The sequence below is a fragment of the Peribacillus sp. NPDC096447 genome, from assembly GCF_044762725.1.
In the GTDB taxonomy this organism is placed as follows: domain Bacteria; phylum Bacillota; class Bacilli; order Bacillales; family DSM-1321; genus Peribacillus.
In genome coordinates, this window is sequence record NZ_JBIWEV010000004.1 from 401,962 (window position 1) to 421,305 (window position 19,344).

21 protein-coding genes are annotated in these 19,344 nt (G+C 41.7%); 1 reads left to right on the forward strand and 20 read right to left on the reverse strand.

All coding sequences use genetic code 11. The annotated features are described in order from the left end of the window. Positions 1-311 precede the first annotated feature (311 nt). The 18 genes from ACIQZD_RS16290 to ACIQZD_RS16375 form a co-directional block, all read right to left on the reverse strand. Complete coding sequence (locus ACIQZD_RS16290; protein WP_402904529.1) at positions 312-905, reverse strand: TIGR01440 family protein; 594 nt, start codon at positions 903-905, stop codon at positions 312-314. Between the two features lie 69 nt (positions 906-974). After that, positions 975-1,421 (reverse strand): ribose 5-phosphate isomerase B, encoded by a 447-nt coding sequence (gene rpiB, locus ACIQZD_RS16295; RefSeq protein WP_402904531.1) that lies wholly within the window; start codon positions 1,419-1,421, stop codon positions 975-977. 168 nt (positions 1,422-1,589) lie between these two features. After that, complete coding sequence (locus ACIQZD_RS16300) at positions 1,590-1,718, reverse strand: hypothetical protein (RefSeq protein ID WP_402904533.1); 129 nt, start codon at positions 1,716-1,718, stop codon at positions 1,590-1,592. A gap of 73 nt (positions 1,719-1,791) precedes the next feature. Then, the gene (locus tag ACIQZD_RS16305; protein WP_402904535.1) at positions 1,792-2,232 is read right to left on the reverse strand and encodes a low molecular weight protein arginine phosphatase; all 441 of its coding nucleotides are present in this window, start codon (positions 2,230-2,232) and stop codon (positions 1,792-1,794) included. Positions 2,233-2,365: 133 nt separating this feature from the next. Beyond that, the gene (locus ACIQZD_RS16310; protein ID WP_402904537.1) at positions 2,366-2,932 is read right to left on the reverse strand and encodes a manganese efflux pump MntP; all 567 of its coding nucleotides are present in this window, start codon (positions 2,930-2,932) and stop codon (positions 2,366-2,368) included. A 75-nt stretch (positions 2,933-3,007) separates the two neighbouring features. Then, complete coding sequence (locus ACIQZD_RS16315) at positions 3,008-4,057, reverse strand: L-threonylcarbamoyladenylate synthase (protein WP_402904539.1); 1,050 nt, start codon at positions 4,055-4,057, stop codon at positions 3,008-3,010. A gap of 288 nt (positions 4,058-4,345) precedes the next feature. After that, complete coding sequence (gene spoIIR, locus ACIQZD_RS16320) at positions 4,346-5,281, reverse strand: stage II sporulation protein R (RefSeq protein ID WP_402904541.1); 936 nt, start codon at positions 5,279-5,281, stop codon at positions 4,346-4,348. Between the two features lie 151 nt (positions 5,282-5,432). After that, on the reverse strand, positions 5,433-6,302 hold the full coding sequence (prmC, locus tag ACIQZD_RS16325) for a peptide chain release factor N(5)-glutamine methyltransferase (RefSeq protein WP_402904543.1): 870 nt from the start codon (positions 6,300-6,302) through the stop codon (positions 5,433-5,435). Further along, positions 6,295-7,365: a peptide chain release factor 1 gene (gene prfA, locus ACIQZD_RS16330; RefSeq protein ID WP_402904545.1), complete on the reverse strand. Its 1,071-nt coding sequence runs from the start codon at positions 7,363-7,365 to the stop codon at positions 6,295-6,297. The genes prmC and prfA overlap by 8 nt, the downstream gene beginning before the upstream one ends. Before the next feature lie 159 nt (positions 7,366-7,524). Continuing rightward, positions 7,525-7,980 (reverse strand): hypothetical protein, encoded by a 456-nt coding sequence (locus ACIQZD_RS16335; protein ID WP_402904547.1) that lies wholly within the window; start codon positions 7,978-7,980, stop codon positions 7,525-7,527. Between the two features lie 187 nt (positions 7,981-8,167). Then, a complete protein-coding gene (locus ACIQZD_RS16340) occupies positions 8,168-8,773 on the reverse strand; it encodes a thymidine kinase (protein ID WP_101223848.1) in 606 nt (201 codons plus the stop codon). Positions 8,774-8,911: 138 nt separating this feature from the next. After that, entirely contained in the window at positions 8,912-9,112 is a 201-nt protein-coding gene (gene rpmE / locus ACIQZD_RS16345) for a 50S ribosomal protein L31 (protein WP_034315847.1), read from the reverse strand. A gap of 149 nt (positions 9,113-9,261) precedes the next feature. Beyond that, the gene (gene rho / locus ACIQZD_RS16350; protein WP_034315849.1) at positions 9,262-10,551 is read right to left on the reverse strand and encodes a transcription termination factor Rho; all 1,290 of its coding nucleotides are present in this window, start codon (positions 10,549-10,551) and stop codon (positions 9,262-9,264) included. A 318-nt stretch (positions 10,552-10,869) separates the two neighbouring features. Next, positions 10,870-11,832 carry a class II fructose-bisphosphatase gene (gene glpX / locus ACIQZD_RS16355; protein WP_214744235.1) on the reverse strand — a complete coding sequence of 321 codons (963 nt, stop codon included), beginning with the start codon at positions 11,830-11,832 and terminating at the stop codon, positions 10,870-10,872. Between the two features lie 99 nt (positions 11,833-11,931). Further along, positions 11,932-13,215, reverse strand: a complete 1,284-nt coding sequence (locus ACIQZD_RS16360; protein ID WP_101223850.1) for a UDP-N-acetylglucosamine 1-carboxyvinyltransferase — start codon at positions 13,213-13,215, stop codon at positions 11,932-11,934. 205 nt (positions 13,216-13,420) lie between these two features. Further along, a complete protein-coding gene (gene fsa, locus ACIQZD_RS16365; RefSeq protein WP_034315855.1) occupies positions 13,421-14,071 on the reverse strand; it encodes a fructose-6-phosphate aldolase in 651 nt (216 codons plus the stop codon). 183 nt (positions 14,072-14,254) lie between these two features. Beyond that, positions 14,255-15,112 carry a class II fructose-bisphosphate aldolase gene (locus tag ACIQZD_RS16370; protein ID WP_350300693.1) on the reverse strand — a complete coding sequence of 286 codons (858 nt, stop codon included), beginning with the start codon at positions 15,110-15,112 and terminating at the stop codon, positions 14,255-14,257. Positions 15,113-15,359: 247 nt separating this feature from the next. After that, the gene (locus ACIQZD_RS16375) at positions 15,360-15,731 is read right to left on the reverse strand and encodes a response regulator (RefSeq protein ID WP_101223852.1); all 372 of its coding nucleotides are present in this window, start codon (positions 15,729-15,731) and stop codon (positions 15,360-15,362) included. 305 nt (positions 15,732-16,036) lie between these two features. On the opposite strand from ACIQZD_RS16375, the gene ACIQZD_RS16380 reads away from it, so the two are divergent. Next, positions 16,037-16,564, forward strand: coding sequence for a DUF2529 domain-containing protein (locus ACIQZD_RS16380; protein ID WP_402904551.1), 528 nt, complete (start codon positions 16,037-16,039; stop codon positions 16,562-16,564). A 47-nt stretch (positions 16,565-16,611) separates the two neighbouring features. On the opposite strand, the gene ACIQZD_RS16385 is transcribed toward ACIQZD_RS16380, so the two are convergent. Beyond that, entirely contained in the window at positions 16,612-18,219 is a 1,608-nt protein-coding gene (locus tag ACIQZD_RS16385) for a CTP synthase (RefSeq protein WP_101223854.1), read from the reverse strand. Between the two features lie 411 nt (positions 18,220-18,630). After that, positions 18,631-19,221, reverse strand: coding sequence for a DNA-directed RNA polymerase subunit delta (rpoE, locus tag ACIQZD_RS16390; RefSeq protein WP_402904554.1), 591 nt, complete (start codon positions 19,219-19,221; stop codon positions 18,631-18,633). Between the last annotated feature and the right edge of the window lie 123 nt (positions 19,222-19,344).

Genomic DNA, 19,344 nt, shown 5'->3' on the forward strand with positions numbered 1-19,344 from the left:
CTTCAAAAAAGCATGAAAAAGCCTTACCAATAATTTATTAGAAATTTCTACTCCATTTTAACATGTCTAATTTAGAAGTGATAGTCTAATTTTATCGAACATTAAATGTTTTTATATTTGTAAACGTTCGTATTTGACTTCAAAATCATGATAAATAGCCTTTTCACCCTTATTTAATGAGCGAAATCCCCATTCTATTAGCACTACAAAATGAAGATTTTTCTTGTGAACCTTATCTTGAGCTTTACGATTTTGCTCAGATTCTATTAAAAAACAGCATTCCCCATCCGAGAAATGCTGTCTCACTTACCTTAAGTACAACTCTTGTTTTCAGAGATGTCCTGATAAACGGCCCGCTCCCCGCCAATCAGTTTCGGGCGGGTTTTTGCCATGGTCACATGTGCATGCCCTATTTCTTTAATGGCAGAGCGAATTGGAACCGCCACATGCTTCAGATGCATGCCAATGAAGGTGTCCCCAATGTCTATCCCCGCATCCGCTTTAATATGTTCAACGACGACAGCATCTTTCCATTGCTGATAGGCGTACGTCGCCATCGATCCCCCCGCTGTTCTTACAGGTACAACCGAAACTTCTTCATAATCATATCGAACCGCGGTTTCCCTTTGCAAAACCAATGCTCTGTTTAGATGCTCACAACATTGATACGCAACCTGAACACCCGTTTGTTCTTGAAAATCCCTCACTACGAAAAAAATCATCCCTGCAACATCGAGCGTCCCTTCAGTACCGATCCTTTTCCCAATAACTTCACTTGTACTGCAGCCGATTACCAGTAGCTGTTTCTCTTTTAAAGCCGTCTGTTCTTGAAACTCATGTAAAAGCTCCCGAAACTGGTTTTCCCATATCTCAAGCTCATTTGAAAATGTAGCATCACTTGTCATGAAAACGCATCCTTTCAATAAGAAAACTTGCTTTCAAAAGAAAAGGGGTCTCTCCAAAAACCATAAAAATTAGCTGTGTTTACCTTCATACTCCGCGATCTTACCGATTCTGTTTTGATGACGTCCGCCTTCAAATTCCGAAGTCAGCCATGTTTGTGCAATTTCCCTGGCCAGACCCGGGCCAATGACACGTTCCCCCATCGCTAACATATTGGTATCATTATGCTGACGGGTCAACTTCGCACTATAGACATCATGAACCAAAGCACATCGAATTCCTTTGACCTTATTAGCAGCAATGCTCATTCCGATTCCAGTTCCACAGATTAAAATGCCCCGATCGAACTCACCGCGTGCCACTTTTTCAGCAACCGGCAAGGCATAATCAGGATAATCCACCGAAGTAGTGCATTCACAGCCAAAGTCCTCAAATGGAATCTGTAACTCATTCATTAAATTCTTTATTTCTTCACGGATATGCATACCACCATGATCCGAAGCAATCGCAACTTTCATCATAATCCTCCTCTAGCTTTTTCAATTGATTTTATTGTGTCACAAAATTATGAAAAGATAAAGGATGTCCATCCTTTTTTCCCCTCAAAGAAGCAGGAAACCGCCTTGGGTTTCCTGCTGTCAAGTGTGAAGCGGGTAATGGTACTGTTTAACTTTTCCGCTTGCACTTTAAGTTCCATTGCCGATTTTTCGACATTTTCCATGACTGACGCTTGTTTGCTTGTCAGCTGTCACTTCTTCCGCTCCAGCAGATGTTTCTCCTGCAATAGCAGCAACTTCTTGTGCTGCCTTGATCATACACTTTCCAATTGACGGTCAACAAGCTTAGTAATATCTTTTACTGCAGCGACCACATTATGTACCCTGCTTACTATTTAAGCCTTAAGACTAATTCTTCAATTAATTCCTGCAGCTCCCTGAACGTTTCCCGATAAATGCCTTCAGAACCGCCAAACGGATCTATTATGTCTTTATCATATTTATCGTCAATAATGAATTCTTTTAAAGTAAAAGTCTTATCGGTCATCTGGGGATATGCACGGGTAATGACCGATTTATGCCCTTCCGTCATGGTGAAAATATGAGTCGCCCATTCCATCTCCTTCTCGGATAAAGGCGTTGAATGATGATTATGCACTATGTCATTTTCAATCAATACATTTTTAGCATGCGTCGAAGCATCCTGGCCTGATGAAGCATACACGCCAGCGGACTTCACTTCAACGCCCGCAATATTCTTATTTTTCAATATCGCTTCTGCCATCGGGCTTCTGCATGTGTTGCCTGTACATACAAATAATACTCGGATCATTTATGACGCCTCCTTTTTTATTCATTATAAGCTATCGCCCGTTTATTAAAAATCACTCTCATCATGTCTTAGGAAAAAATAAAACCGCCCCGGTAATCGGAACAGTTGAGGAAGGATAGATAAGTCAAGCGGCTCAAAAAGAGAACAATAATTTCAATCCAAACGCACATAGGATGCTTCCGCCAAGAATCTCACTATACACGCCAAGCAAACCCTGCATTTTTCTACCCAGCAAAAGCCCCGTCCACGTTAATAGGGTGGCAGCAAACCCAAAACAAAGAATGGTTAAAATCGTTTTTGCACCGTAAATCCCCAGGGTTAATCCTACCGAGAAGCTATCCAGGCTTACCCCTAAAGCAAAAATGAATAGACCTTTCCCGACAGGAGCCAGCATCTTATTTTCCCTGACACCAGCCCCATCCTTTTTACCAGGGATAAACATCTGTATACCAAGAATGATCAACAATAGACCGCCGGCGTATGTAGCGAAGGTCCCGAATTTTTCTGAAATGAAACGGCCTGCCCCCATTCCAAGCAAGGGCATCCAAATATGAAAAAAGCCAACTGTCAGCCCTATAAAAAGAATTTGCCTCAACCTTAGCTTAAACATTCCCATTCCAAGGCCGACTGAAAAGGCATCCATTCCCAACGCGAATGCCATTAGCAATAAGGTGATGATTTCTCCAGCAAATGTATTCATTCCAATCCTCCCTCGGACGTGCCTACTACATGTTATGCATGTCCGAAAAGAAATAGAAGAATAAATCAGTCCTTATTACACATGTTCCTTGATGATTTGATGACCTGCAGCCTTCTCAAGCCGGTTCATGACCGCAGCCCCTATTCCATGGTCAGGAAACATTTCACTAAAAATGACATCGACCTCCAGTTCATCAAACTGTCTTAAAGCATCATATAAGCCTGTCGCAACAGTATGTAAATCAGCTAATGAACCTGGGACAACCACATAATCCGCCTTATAATCCTGTTGATGTTCACAAGCCGTTATGATACCCACCTTTAACCCGTCACTTCTTTTCTCATCCACAAGCTTCTGAAGGAAAGCTTGATTACCCTTGACTAAATATAGAGGGGCCTTCGGAGCATAGTGGGTATATTTCATGCCCGGGGCTTTTGGCGCCGTTTCCTGATTCTTCAAAGCGACATCTTGCCGGACTTCCCCTATTACAGCTTCCAGCTGTTCCAGGGTCACTCCGCCGGGCCTTAATATAACAGGGACTTCAACAGTGCAATCAAGTACTGTGGATTCTACGCCCACACCCGTAGTCCCGCCATCGACTATGCCTGCAATCCGGCCCATTAAGTCATCTTCAACATGTTTAGCTGAAGTGGGACTTGGTTTCCCAGAAGTATTTGCACTTGGAGCCGCAATGGGCAAATCACTCGCACGAATAAGGCCGAGGGCAACCTGGTGATCCGGCATCCTGACAGCCACCGTATCCAATCCAGCTGTCACAAGATTTGATAGCTGGCCCGGTTTTCGTTTCAGGATCAAAGTCAAAGGACCCGGCCAAAATTCTGCCATTAGCTTCCGGGCCTGTTCCGGAATCTCTTCTACAATACCTGACAACTGCTCTTCAGACGCTATATGAACGATTAAAGGATTATCACTCGGACGCCCCTTTGCTTCGAACACTTTTTTGACCGCCTCGTCATTTTTGGCATTCGCACCTAGTCCATAAACAGTCTCTGTAGGAAAAGCAACCACTTGGTTAGCCTTTAATAATTCAGCTGATTGTGTAATCTGGGGATAACTTTGTAAATTATCCACATTTTTATCCACTGACCAAATTTTCGTTTTCATCTTGAACATCATCGCCTTTTAACATTTCTTATTTTATATAATCGCTTTAATATGAACGATATTTTCAATTTAACGTACTAATTTCACTTAAAAGATACTTTGAAAGTATAAAAGAAGTATACACATAATTCAAGTGTTATCCACAAATTGGGGATAACCATATCGAATCCGTGGATAAGTTTGTGGATATTAATGATTAATGACAGATTTTTTTGATTTTTTGTTAATAACCCTGTGGATATGTTTTTATAATTATCTGAAAGTAAAAAAAGGGCCGCTGCCCCCTTTTTAAAATAGATCATTGAATATTTCTGCAAACAAGGACTTCACTTCCACCTCAGGCTCCTTTTCCCCTTCATATAATTGTTGACCTTGTTCATTGGATGCCGCAAGTTCAACCTTGTTTTCTTCAACATTCCCATCACTGACTTCCTCCGCCACTTGTTCCTTATCTTTTACTACCATCACTTCTTCTTTTACCTCTTGCTCTATAACCTCTTCATTTACCGTTTCTTCCGTTACTTCCTCTTTTACGCTCTCCTCCATTACCTCTTCTTCAACTTCTTCCTCAGGCCCTTTTTCCTTTTCAGCCAACACCTCTTCTTCAGTTTCTCCCTCTGCAACAGGTTCACTCTCTTCATTCGTTGCAGCATACGCCTTCCCATCCGAAGTCAGGGATCCTTCATCTTCTTCCTCGACAATCGGACTTTGACTTACAGCCGTCCCATTTGAAAAATCCAAGAAACATAATGGCGGAAATAGAACACACCACCAATTAGCGCCTTCCCCATCACCAAGTGTGATAATCACTGCTTCATAATCCCCTGCCGGATATAAATACTGCCCGTAGAGTTTTGTCGGAAATTCCGCTTGTCCAAAATCGACTTTTACTGACTGCTCCAAACCCTGTTCCTTTATAACTGCCTCAGCCGTCGCTTGGATATCCGGTAGATGCGAGGTGATCACATCCCTCGCTTCATCCAAAGAAGTAAGCTCCTCGACCCACTTTGTGATATCTTCATTTACCTCATCCCTAATAAGCCGTTTAACCGCTTGATCCTTTTCTGTATCACTATTAGCAAGTATCCGCAGACGAATCGCCTCATCCGGGATCACCTTCATATCTTCTGCACCGACCATCTCCGTTTTAGGCATATATATACTTACGATCGTTCCTATAGTTAAGATTAATAGATAGATAATGGCTAAATGTTTTGTTTTCATCGCCTTCGCCCCCTCACATGAATTAGTCTCACCATTTTCAAGCTATCTTAAACTAGCAAAAATAAAAAAAGTTGATAGCTGGAAATATAGATTCCAAAGGATAATGAGGATGGTGCCCATAAAAAAATCCGTCTCACAGAAGGGAGACGGATCACTTTAATGCAGCAAAGACCATTCGATCTTTTTCATTTATGTCATTTACAATGGATACTTCTGCGGCAGGAAAGGTTCGCTTCAATAAATCGGCAACCGCCTTGCCCTGTCCAGTGCCCACTTCAAAACCGATCAGCCCAGGCACCTTCATGATCAAAGGTAACTGCTCCATAAAGCGTCGGTAAAAATCCAGCCCATCGATACCGGCAAATAATGCACGATGTGGTTCATGTCCTGTTACGACTACTGACATGGATTTATGATCATCATCTGGTATATATGGCGGATTCGATAAAAGGATGTCCACCTTCTGGTTCATGTTCATGAAAGGCAAAAGCAAATCACCTTGCATGAACTGCACTTCGGCACCAAGTGATTCTGCATTTTTCTTCGCCACCTCAAGCGATGGTTCCGCTATGTCCGTGGCCGTCACCAACAGGTTTGATTTTTCAAGTTTCATCGTTATGGCGATTGCGCCGCTGCCGGTCCCAATATCAGCTAAATGAAGCTTCTGTCCCTCCATAAAAATGGCCGGGAGTTTACGTAATGTATAATAAATCAATTCTTCTGTTTCAGGTCTCGGTATGAGCACTTCTTCATTAACAAAGAAGGTCCGTCCATAAAATTCTTCACTGCCGATTATATATTGGATGGGCGTTCCCTCAGCATGAAGCTCAATAGCGGCCTTAAATTGCCCAAAATCCGCTTCACTAAGCTCATCATGAAGGTTGGCCAGCATTTGGGAGCGAGTTTGTTTTAAAAAGTGCTGTAACAGGATTTCCCCAGCATTGGCATCACGATCATTTTCCTTTAAAAAAGAAGAAGCCCATTTAAGGGCTTCAAACACTTTCACGGCAGAATTACTCATCTGCATTTTCCAGCCTTGAAGATTGGTCTTCCATGATTAATGCATCAACCACTTCATCCAGCTTACCTTCCATGATTTGATCCAACTTTTGAATCGTTAAACCAATACGGTGGTCGGTAACGCGGTTTTGCGGGAAGTTATAAGTGCGAATCCTTTCAGATCGATCGCCCGTTCCAACAGCAAGCTTCCTATTTTGATCATATTCCGCCTGTACTTCGCGTTGGATTTTATCGTACACCCTGGCACGCAAAACCTTCATTGCTTTTTCTTTGTTCTTGATTTGTGATTTTTCATCTTGACAGGATACAACCGTATTCGTCGGAATATGAGTCAAGCGCACCGCTGACATTGTCGTATTGACACTTTGCCCTCCAGGACCGCTCGATGCAAAGGTATCGACACGAATATCCTTATCATGAATTTCAACTTCCACTTCCTCAGCTTCGGGTAAAACGGCAACCGTGGCTGTAGATGTATGAATCCGTCCGCCTGATTCAGTTTCAGGTACTCGCTGAACGCGATGTGCTCCATTTTCGAACTTCAATTTTGAATAAGCGCCACTGCCATTAATCATGAATATGATTTCCTTATAGCCACCAAGCCCTGTAGGACTTGCTTCAATGACTTCAGTTCGCCAACCCTGCACCTCGGCAAAACGGCTATACATTCGGTATAAACTACCTGCAAATAAGGCCGCCTCATCTCCGCCTGCCGCTCCGCGGATCTCCATGATTACGTTTTTATCATCGTTAGGGTCCTTCGGAATAAGCAATATTTTCAGTTTATCCTCAAGGCCTTGTATGGTATCTTCAAGTTCATTGATCTCTTCTTTTACCATTTCACGCATATCCGCATCAAGTTTCTCCTCCAGCATCGCCTTTGCTTCCTGGAGTTGCTCACGAACCGCTTTGTATTCTTTATAAGTCGATGCGGTATCTTGTATGCTGGATTGCTCCTTAGAATATTCCCTTAGCTTCTTGGAGTCATTAATGATCTCCGGGTCACTTAATAGTTCATTCAATCTTTCATATCTATCTTCTACTGCTTGCAATCGATCAAACAAATTATTCACCTCATAAATTTTCCAAAACATCTGAAACGAATTGGAAGTAATCCATCTTTTTTAACTATAAATAAGTAGCTCAGTGCCCCAGCTCAGTTCACTTCTAGGTTAATTATAGTATAGGTGAATAATCAACGTCAAAGAGATTCAAAAATGTCGTTATTTGTTTAATTTGACATCTACATTATATTGAGGCACAACCCTGTTTATCATACCTTGTATTCGCTGCATTTCCTTATTTCTCTCTTTTTCCGTCTTGATTTTGCCTTTATCATGGACCGTAACATGTATGGTATTTCCATTAAACCAAACGGAACCTGCCTCATAATTAGTTTCTGATTCAATGACTTCGCGGATTTCATCAATTTGCTGCCCCTGGGATGGAGAATTATTGGATGTATGATGCGGTGTGTTGAGGATTTGATCCGATGGCCGTTCCGCTTCATTGTCCCAATCATTATTGGATACTTGATTTAAACCATTGCCAACAAAATCCCTGCCATCCCGGGATTGATCACCATATTCCGAATCATTATTTATTGCATTGTCATTTTGACCGCATGCCGTTAGTGCAGCAAGCAGAAAGGCTGTCATGATAAGCAGTTTTGATTTCATATTTTTACCCTCCATTTTGATTGGTTAAGAAGAACATTTCCTCGTTAGCCTTCCCAAAACAGGGCAATATTTATCTTTTATTTCGCTTCCATGTATTGGTCATACCACCTGAATAAGTCCACCCTTTATTATTATTCCCAACAAAAAAAGCACCCTACGACCTCATTGGGTCATAGGGCACCATCATTCAAATACGTTCTTTAATCCCAACAGGCTGCTTACCCGGAACTTCGTGATGATGGCGGCAGCGGGGCTCGTATGATTCCGATGCACCCACAAGGATGATCGGCTCATCATAGGAGGCCGGCTCCCCATCTATCAAGCGCTGTGTCCTGCTCGCAGGTGATCCGCACACTTCACACACAGCCTGCAGCTTAGTCACCGATTCTGCCAGCGATAATAGAACAGGCATAGGACCGAATGGTTCACCTCGGAAATCTTGATCAAGTCCAGCCATAATCACTCGATAACCGCTGTCCGCAAGATGCTGGGCAACCCCGATAATTTCATGATCAAAAAATTGCACTTCATCTATTGCAATGATATCCAGGGGCTTGTCCAAATACTTAAAGATATCCGTTGAATGGGCAATCGGTTTTGCCATCACAGAAGAGCCATTGTGTGATACGACAGCCTCTTCCGCATAGCGATTATCAATAGCTGGTTTAAATACAGCTATTTGCTCTTTAGCAAATTGAGCACGGCTGACTCGTTTAATCAATTCCTCAGATTTACCTGAAAACATGCTTCCGCAAATAAGCTCGATCCAGCCTGTTTGTTTCATTACATACATGGAAACAGCTACTCCCTTCCACCTGTCGATCCCTTGGCCATAATTGAAGTCGACCCGGCTTTATATAAATTCTTACTTGTTTTTGGAAAAGAAAAAACAGGCAAGAAAAATACTTGCCTGTTTTTTAAAAAGTCCGGCTTATTTAATACCGTATTTTTTGTTGAAACGATCAACACGTCCGCCAGCTTCAGCGAATTTTTGACGACCAGTGTAGAATGGATGGCATTCTGAACAAGTCTCAACTTTGATCTCTTCTTTAACTGAACCAGTTTCAAAAGTGTTTCCGCAAGAGCAAATTACTTTTGAAAGCTTATAATTTGGATGAATTCCAGTTTTCATTCTTTTCAGCTCCTTATGCCCTGAATCATTCGAAACAGAGTTATATACTTCAAGTTGAGGGAAAAACACCCTCACATTTATTGTAAAAACACATGAACTCATTATAACAACTTAAGACTAGTTGTGCAACTGTTTGTTTCTTACAGGGTTTAAGAACGTTTTACGCTCGCCGGCCCCTTTTTCATTTCTGACATCTCTTCATCCAGCTTACTGAAAAATTCTTCATTACCCTTTGTCTGTTTTAGACGGCGAAGGAATTTCTCCGAGAAATCAGGCGAATCCGACATCGTTTTCCTGATGGCCCATAGTTTATCCAGGCGATCTTTAGGAATTAACAATTCTTCTTTACGAGTGCCTGAGCGGCGAATATCGATTGCCGGGAAGATGCGTCTTTCGGCAAGGGCACGATCTAAATGCAGCTCCATATTACCCGTACCTTTAAATTCTTCATAAATGACATCGTCCATTCTTGAACCCGTATCTACCAATGCTGTAGCAAGGATCGTCAGGCTGCCGCCTTCCTCGATATTCCTCGCCGCACCGAAAAAGCGTTTTGGACGGTGGAATGCAGCAGGGTCAATACCCCCTGATAGTGTACGTCCGCTCGGCGGAATGACAAGGTTGTAAGCACGGGCAAGTCGAGTGATGCTGTCCATTAAAATGATGACATCACGTTTATGCTCCACAAGGCGCATGGCTCGTTCTAACACTAGCTCAGCTACCTTGATATGGTTTTCCGGCACTTCATCGAACGTTGAACTTACCACGTCTCCAGCAACGGAACGTTCAATGTCAGTCACTTCTTCCGGGCGTTCATCAATCAACAGCACAATCAATTCCGATTCGGGATGGTTTGTGGTTATCGCATTGGCAATTTCCTTGATGAGCATCGTTTTACCGGCTTTTGGCGGTGCGACGATCAGCCCACGCTGTCCAAAACCGACCGGTGCCAGGACATCCATAATCCTGGTTGATAAGTTCTTCGGTGTCGTTTCCAGTTTAATTTGCCTGTTTGGATACAGCGGTGTTAAACCTGGAAAGTGGACACGCTCTTTTGCTGATTCCGGATTATCGCCATTGACCGCTTCAACATGCAGCAATCCATAATAGCGCTCGTTTTCTTTTGGCGGCCTTACCTTACCGGACACTTTATCTCCATTTCGCAAATCGAATCTGCGGATCTGTGAAGCAGAAATATAAATATCCTCCGAGCTTGGAGAATAATTAATTGGACGCAGGAAACCGAAGCCCTCTGAAGGGATGATCTCTAAAACGCCCTCCATGAATAGGAGACCATCCTGCTCAGCTTGCGCTTTCAGGATAGCGAAAATAAGTTCCTTTTTTGAAAGTTTGCTGTAATAGGAAACTTTATATTCACGCGCGTGCTCATAGAGATCCTTTAGTTTCATGTTTTCTAAATTAGAAATAGTTAAATTCATTATGACACCACACTTTTATTAATTAAACGTTTTCACCCATACTGAAAAAGAAATGGTTTGTTAGATGGAAGAAAAACCGCAATCCATGTACCCGACCAGAGTTTTCTTAGAAAGGATGATACATTTTTACATGTAAAGAAGAAAATTAATTGAAGGCTTCTTGAAGTTTGGAGTGAAAGGGCAGATTTTAAATTATTAATAGTAGACCAAGCTTTATTTTACTTTTTTTATTTTAATTATTCAACTTAAATTTTTTAAAAGAGAAAGCGAGCGATGAAACCGCTCGCTTTTTAAAAGTGATTTTTCTAAAAAACGCTATCAGTCAATCAAACCATTCGGTTTAATCTTAAGACTGTGACGACCATCAATGAAACGAACGGTACCAGATTTAGCACGCATGACTACGGATTGTGTTTCGCCGTAATGCCCTTTAAATTGTACACCGCGTAAAAGTTCTCCATCAGTCACACCTGTTGCAGCAAAAATCGCATCATCTCCGCGAACAAGGTCTTCCATTCTGAGGACTCTTCCTAAATCAAGGCCCATTTTTCCACAGCGTTCCACTTCTTCATCACTTTGAGGAACGAGCTTGCCTTGAATTTCCCCTCCAAGGCATTTCAAGGCAACGGCTGCAATAACTCCTTCTGGAGCTCCGCCAGATCCGAATAAGATGTCAACACCGGTAAGATCGAAGGCCGTATTTATGGCTCCCGCTACATCTCCATCGTTGATCAACTTGATACGTGCCCCTGCCTCACGAAGTTCATGAATGATCTTCGAATGACGATCGCGGTTCAATACTGTTGCAACCACGTCTTGAATATCTTTATTTTTTGCCTTGGCTACCGCTTTCAGGTTGTCCAACACGGAGGCATTGATATCAATCTGACCAACAGCCTCTGGTCCGACAGCTATTTTATCCATATACATATCCGGGGCATGAAGCAAGTTCCCCTTATCGGCTATCGCCAATACAGCCAATGCATTCCAGCCGCCGGATGCAACGATGTTCGTTCCTTCTAATGGATCAACCGCAACATCCACTAGTGGCCCAAGACCGGTACCAAGTTTTTCGCCAATATAAAGCATTGGCGCTTCATCCATTTCCCCTTCACCGATTACAACCGTTCCTTGCATGGGAATAGTATTGAAAACATCCCGCATTGCAGTTGTTGCTGCATCATCTGCTTCGTCTTTCTTTCCTCTTCCCATCCAACGAGCTGAATTCAGTGCCGCCGCTTCTGTTACGCGGACAAGCTCCATCGATAAACTTCTTTCCATTTCCGGTTCCCCCTCATGTACACTAGCATGATTTATTTATATATTAGTATAACACATTATATCATATATAGTAACACAATGAGGTAACAAGAAAAGGGATCAGCTTTTAAGCTGCTCCACTTCTTCTTGCGTCATTTCTTCACGCCAAATCGTTGCTCCTAAACCTGAAAGTTTTTCAACAAGATGGCTATATCCGCGATCTATATGTTCAAGCCCGGTCACTTCTGTAATCCCTTCAGCCATTAAACCGGCAATTACAAGAGCCGCTCCGGCACGTAAATCGCTTGCCTTCACTTTTGCCCCATGAAGTTGGACAGGACCATCGACGATGCCCGCTCTGCCCTCGACTTTTATCTTCGCATTCATGCGTCGCAGTTCATCAATATGCTTAAATCGTGCCCCGTATATCGTATCGGTGACCATGCTAGAACCAGTTGCTTTTGTTAAGAGGGAAGTGAATGGTTGCTGAAGATCCGTTGGGAATCCAGGGTAAACCAATGTCTTGATATCAACGGATTTATATTGTTCTCCCGGTGAGACAAATATCTGGTCATCACCCGCTTCAATATTAATCCCCATTTCCCTTAATTTAGAAGTCAATGACTCCAAATGCTGGGGAATGACATTATCAATCAGAATTCCTTCTCCGACAGCAGCCGCTAAAATCATGAAAGTTCCGGCTTCAATCCGATCCGGTATGATCGTATGCTTACACCCATGCAAACTTTCCACACCATCAATACGAATGATATCCGTTCCTGCACCCTTTATTTTCGCTCCCATATTGGTCAACAATGTGGCAACATCGATGATTTCAGGTTCTTTCGCAGCATTTTCTATCACAGTGCGGCCTTTGGCCAAAACGGCGGCAAGCATGATATTGATCGTTGCCCCTACACTAACGACATCCAAATATATGCGTGCTCCCCTTAGCTCGTCCGCCCTAAGGTAAATGGCTCCTTGTTCATTCGTCACTTGTGCGCCCAGTGCTTCAAACCCCTTAATATGCTGATCTATCGGGCGAGGTCCTAAATGGCAGCCACCAGGCAAGCCGATCACTGCCTTTTTGAATTTACCAAGCATTGCCCCCATCAAATAATAAGAGGCACGTAACTTCTTGACCCTTCCATTGGGAAGAGGCATTGAAATCATCCTGCTGGGGTTGACTGTCATTTCTCCTTCATCAAAGGATACCTCACCGCCAATCTCCTCCATTAACGCTTTCAGCATCTGTACATCCGAGATATCAGGCAGGCCTTCAATCGTTACGGGAGAGTCCGCTAAAATTGTTGCAGGAATAAGGGCGACCGCACTATTTTTTGCTCCACTGACACGAATGCTTCCCTTTAGAGGATAGCCACCGGCAATTTTAAGTTTTTCCATAATAAACTCCCTTCCACGCTAAGCACTTAGAAGCTACAAAAAGTAATATTTTACCACAGGAAAATTGCATAATCCGACAACATTTACTATCTAGTTCTTTAGTTTACACAAAAGTAGAAAATTCATGTAAAAAAAAGAGAAAAATTTCTAATTTATGTTAATTTTATTTAAACAGTGCAATCTATAGCGACTTAGCGGCAAGGCATTATGCTTCAGTACGTGAATTCCAATCGTTCAAAAAAGCTTCAATTCCTTTATCCGTTAAAGGGTGGTGGAATAATTGCATTAAAACTTTATAAGGGATCGTTGCAATATGTGCCCCTTTAAGAGCCGCTTCAGTAATATGCATCGGATGGCGAATGGAAGCTGCAATGATCTCGGCATTGATATCATGAATCGCAAAAATGTCAGCAATATCCGAAATCAAATCCAAACCATTTTGGCCGATGTCATCCAAGCGACCTAAAAATGGCGATACATAAGTTGCTCCTGCCCTAGCTGCCAATAATGCTTGGTTTGCACTGAAAATAAGGGTGACATTTGTTTTGACACCTTGTTTTGTAAGTGCTGAAACAGCCTTCAAGCCGTCCGGAGTCATTGGCACTTTAATCGTGATATTCGGTGCAATCGCAACTAGTTCCTTGGCTTCAGCCATCATTCCTTCAAAATCAAGCGCAATGACTTCAGCAGAAACGGATTCCTTAACAAGGCTTGTGATTTCTTTCAAACGGTCATGGAAAGAAACTCCCTTTTCCCTAGCAACAAGGGATGGGTTAGTCGTAACACCTGCTAAAACGCCAAGTTCATGCGCTTGTTTGATTTCTTCCATGTTTGCTGTATCTATAAAGAATTTCATAAAATATCCTCCGTATGTAATCGATTTTTATTTCCCTTTATGCATCTGAATTCTAATTGTTCTAAAAATAGAGCCCGGATTCAGCCCTGCATCTAAAAGAAACCATTAGGGGGGAGCCCCCCAATGGAAATTGCCTTTATCATCTTACATTTAAAGGGATGGAACCCTTAAGTTACGTTTGAATTATGCTTTGCCGTTTGAACCGAATTCACGGATTTTGCCGATGACAGTTTCTTTAATCGCTTCACGGCCAGGAACGATGTATTTACGAGGATCGTACACTTCAGAATCGTTATTCAGAATTTCACGAACCGCTTTTGTGAATACAATTTGATTTTCCGTATTCACATTGATTTTTGATGTTCCAAGCGATATCGCTTTTTGGATATCTTTCGTAGGGATGCCTGTACCACCATGAAGAACAAGAGGTTTATTCGTTAAATCCCGCACTTCTTCCATTTCTTTATACCCAAGGTTAGGTTCACCTTTGTATGGTCCGTGAACGGATCCCAAAGCTGGAGCAAAGCAGTCGACATTTGTTTCTTTAACCAACTGTTCACATTCTTGAGGGTCTGCATATACGACTCCATCAGCAATTACATCATCTTCTTGTCCGCCAACCGTGCCCACTTCCGCTTCGACAGAAACATTCCGTGCGTGAGCGAATTCGACAACCTTCTTGGTTGTTTCGATATTTTCTTCTATCGGATGATGTGAAGCATCGATCATTACTGAAGTGAATCCGGCTTCGATAGCTTCCTTACATTTATCATAACTTGAACCATGGTCAAGGTGAATGGCCACAGGAACAGTGATTTTCATGTCTTCCAACAATCCTTGAACCATCATCACAGTCGTTTTAAAACCACCCATATGGCGGGCAGCACCTTCGGAAACACCAAGGATGACTGGAGATTTTTCTTGTTCTGCAGCAGCTAGAATAGCTTGTGTCCATTCAAGGTTGTTGATATTGAATTGACCTACTGCATATTTTTCATCAAGGGCTTTATTCAGCATATCTTTCATAGAAACTAAAGGCATTTGATTTCCTCCTACTAGTGGATGTTATTATTTTTAAAGTTAATTCTTTCTAGATATTCCCTAAAACGAAAGTAGCATACGCTTATAAATCAGAATATCTCTCCTCTTTTAGCATATCAATACATCAAAAAAACAGCAACAAATACACTATACCGAGCCTCAAATTTTATTCCAAAAAAACACGGCCCATCTAAAAAAAGATAGCCGCAGCAATTACTCCATCAGTAATATTAAATTTTCAAGACATTTAACTTGATTGAATCGGTAAGTATTCACGAACGGCTTTTCTAATATCATCAATATCAAACGGCTTTGCAAAGTGTGTCATTGCACCTAAATCCTTTGCTTCCTGAATCATATCAAGTTCACCGTATGCCGTCATGATTATGACCCGAATGTCCGGATCGACGACTTTCATCCTTTTCAAGATCTCAATGCCATCCATTCCCGGAATCTTCATATCCAGCAATACAAGATCAGGTGAATGATTATTTAGCACATCCAAGGCTTGAATGCCATTAGCGGCTTGAAATGTTTCATACCCTTCTTTATGTAAAACCTCGTTCAATAAAATACGAATCCCGAATTGATCATCAACAATCAATATTTTCCCTGGCATTTTATCACCTCTCCCCTTCCCGATTCATCCATTAAATATATTGGCCTACTCTGCCATGCCATATTACCCGAAAAAGGGTAGTTACATAGATTGCGTCATATGACTTTTAAGTCCAACGCATTTATTGTTCATATTCGATAATTGTAACAAAATTCCTGCTGTATGGCTAAGAGGAATTTTAATTTTTTTGTTTTTTCGACCGATTTAGTAAATTCGGCCCTTCCGGATCAAAACCCCAGAAACCTGTCATTGCAAAGGAAAGTCCTTTATAATAAGTATATTATTTTTTAAAGGAGTCCCTGACCATGTTAAAAATTTTTTCGACACAGATAAGCGGTTTATTTAAGAAAATGATTGAAAATGAAGCCTTTGAAATGGAGGATGCCGGACGCTTGCTGGCTCAGGCTGCGGTTGGGGACGGTTCTGTGTACATTCACGGTTTTGGTGAAATGCAGGGCGTCACTGCCGAGGCTTTGGATGGGGCAGAACCCTTTCCGAAGGTAAAAAGATATGAATCAGGAGAAACTATTTCCAGGGAAGATCGATTTCTCATATTCAGCCGCCATTCGGATGATGCAGAAGCATTGTTGCTGGCAAAACAACTCAAGGAAAAGGAAGTCCCATTTGTTGCGGTTTCTACATCCGTCCCTTCTGAAGAAGATTCTCTTTTGGAGTTGGCAGACGTTCATATTGATTTACGTATCCAACGGGGATTGATTCCTGATGAAACCGGAAATCGATATGGGTATCCTACCCTCATTGCCGCTCTTTTCGCTTATTATGGGATTAAATTCACTCTTGAAGAAATCATAAAAGAGTATGAAGAAGAATGATTAGTCATCTAAAAAAAAACAGCCACATGGGCTGTTTTTTTTGTTTATTAAAGTTTTTCGCTGCGCTTTAAAGACATACCGACAAAGTCACGGAATAGCGGCTGCGGACGGTTAGGGCGTGACGTGAATTCCGGATGGAATTGAGAAGCCACAAACCAAGGATGATCCTTCAATTCAACGATTTCAACTAGACGGCCATCCGGACTAGTACCGGAGAAGATGAATCCTGCCTCTTCCATTGCCTGACGGTAGTGGTTATTGAATTCATAACGGTGACGGTGACGCTCATAAACAACCTCGTCATTATACGCTTCGTATGCTTTAGTTCCTTCGATAAGCTTACATGGATACAGACCAAGACGCAGTGTACCGCCCAAATCTTCTACATCCTTCTGTTCAGGAAGAAGATCGATGATTGGATCTGGAGTATCTTCATTAATTTCAGCTGAATGAGCTTCTGGCAATCCCAGGACGTTGCGAGCATACTCAATGGACGCCAACTGCATGCCTAAGCAAATTCCGAAGAATGGTTTTTTTGTCGTGCGGGCAAATTCGGTCGCTGCAATTTTCCCTTCGATTCCACGATCTCCAAAACCGCCTGGGACAAGGATTCCATCTGCATCTTGAAGAAGTTCAGCAACATTTTCTTTTGTTACATCTTCGGAATTCACCCAGTCGATTTCAACATCTGCATCAAATGCGTAACCTGCATGCTTAAGTGCTTCCACTACAGAAAGATAAGCATCTTGCAATTCAACATATTTTCCGACTAAAGCGATTTTTGTTTTCTTTGATAAAGAAGTAACCTTTTTGACTAGTTCCTTCCAATCTTCCATATCCGCTTCGCCGCAGTCCAATTGCAAGTGATCACAAACGATTTGGTCCATATTTTGTGCTTGAAGCGCAAGAGGGATGGAGTAAAGAGTATCCGCATCAAGACATTCGATAACGGAATTTTTATCGATATCGCAGAATAAAGCGATTTTATCCTTCATATCTTGTGAAATTGGACTTTCTGTACGTGCAACGATGATATTCGGCTGAATGCCTAGACTGCGTAATTCTTTTACACTATGCTGTGTCGGTTTTGTTTTCATTTCACCAGCAGCTTTGATGTAAGGAACCAGTGTACAGTGGATATACATAACATTATTGATGCCGATATCACTCTTGATTTGGCGAATCGCCTCAAGGAATGGAAGAGACTCGATATCCCCTACAGTACCGCCGATTTCAGTGATGACTATATCGGCATTCGTTTCATTGCCTGAACGGAAAACCCGTTCTTTAATTTCATTAGTGATATGGGGAATGACTTGAACTGTTCCACCTAGATAATCGCCACGGCGTTCTTTTCTCAGGACCGTTGAATAAATTCTGCCTGTAGTCACATTGCTGTGTTTGCCAAGGTTGATATCAATGAAACGCTCATAGTGCCCCAAATCCAAATCCGTTTCAGCACCATCATCCGTTACAAACACTTCACCGTGTTGGTATGGACTCATGGTACCTGGATCCAAGTTGATATAAGGGTCAAACTTCTGGATCGTAACATTCAATCCCCTATTTTTTAATAATCTACCTAAAGAAGCGGCCGTTATCCCTTTTCCCAAGGAAGAAACTACTCCACCTGTCACAAAAATATATTTTGTCATTTTATATCCTCCTATAGAATGTTTTCTTCCAATTCTGTTCTTCACATCATTAAATCGGAACTGAATCAAATCTTCCGCCACATGAGCGGTTAAAAGCTAAAAACCGTAAACCAGTACAAACCATTAATCACTTAAAGGTCTTTAGTGAGAGTCATGCAGGATACATGAACAAGAATAAATTTCCTTAAATGACAGTAAACATAAATATGTTCTCTATAGTTTTTACAATTCTACGAGAAATCATTTTTAAAAATAAAAAAATGATGTCATTTATTCATTCCATCATTAAAAACAAAAACGCTCCGCTTACAATAAAAGTAAGGGAGCGATATAATTTAATCATTGTGTCCTTTTTTAAGGAGCCCAAAAATGATTCTACAAATTTCGCCTCAAAAAGTCAAGGGCGATTATTTATTTCTCATCCTCTTCATCCAAGTCATCCAAGTCATCTTCATCTTCGTCTTCGTCCTCATCATCTTCCAGGACAAATGCATCATCTTCGATTATTTCTTCTTCCAGATCGTCGTCATCATCCACGTCATCATCCAAAAGCACTTCGTCGATGACTGGAGAACCTAGAATATCATCATCGTCATCATCGTCATCCTCGTCCAGATCATCGATATCTTCTTCAAAGTCAAGATCTTCGTCTTCAAGTTCATCGAAATCGTCGATAACGGCAGCAGCCTTTTTGGCTTTCTTTTTCTTTTTAGGTTTTACAACATGTACGACTTCTTCTTCGATTTGGTCAACCGGGTACCATGTTTTCAATCCCCAGCGGTTGTCCCCAAGTGAAGTGAAGCGGCCATCCACATTTAAATCCGTATAGAATTGTGCAATTTTCTTTTCCACTTCCGCTTTAGATAAATGGTGCAGCGAAGCTAATTCACTTATTAAGTCTTTAAATGGAATCGGTTCATTTCTTTCCACTAACAAATCATATGCCATCTCTATTAAGGACATTTCCAATAACTGCTCTTTTGAGTATTGTTTTAAACTCAAATTCCGCACTTCCCTTCTCTATTCAAACACTGAATTCCGTGTTTTTTCACATAAAAAAATAATCTAAAACAGTAGTTCGATAAAATAACGACAATTCCTGCTAGACATATACTCCATTATAAA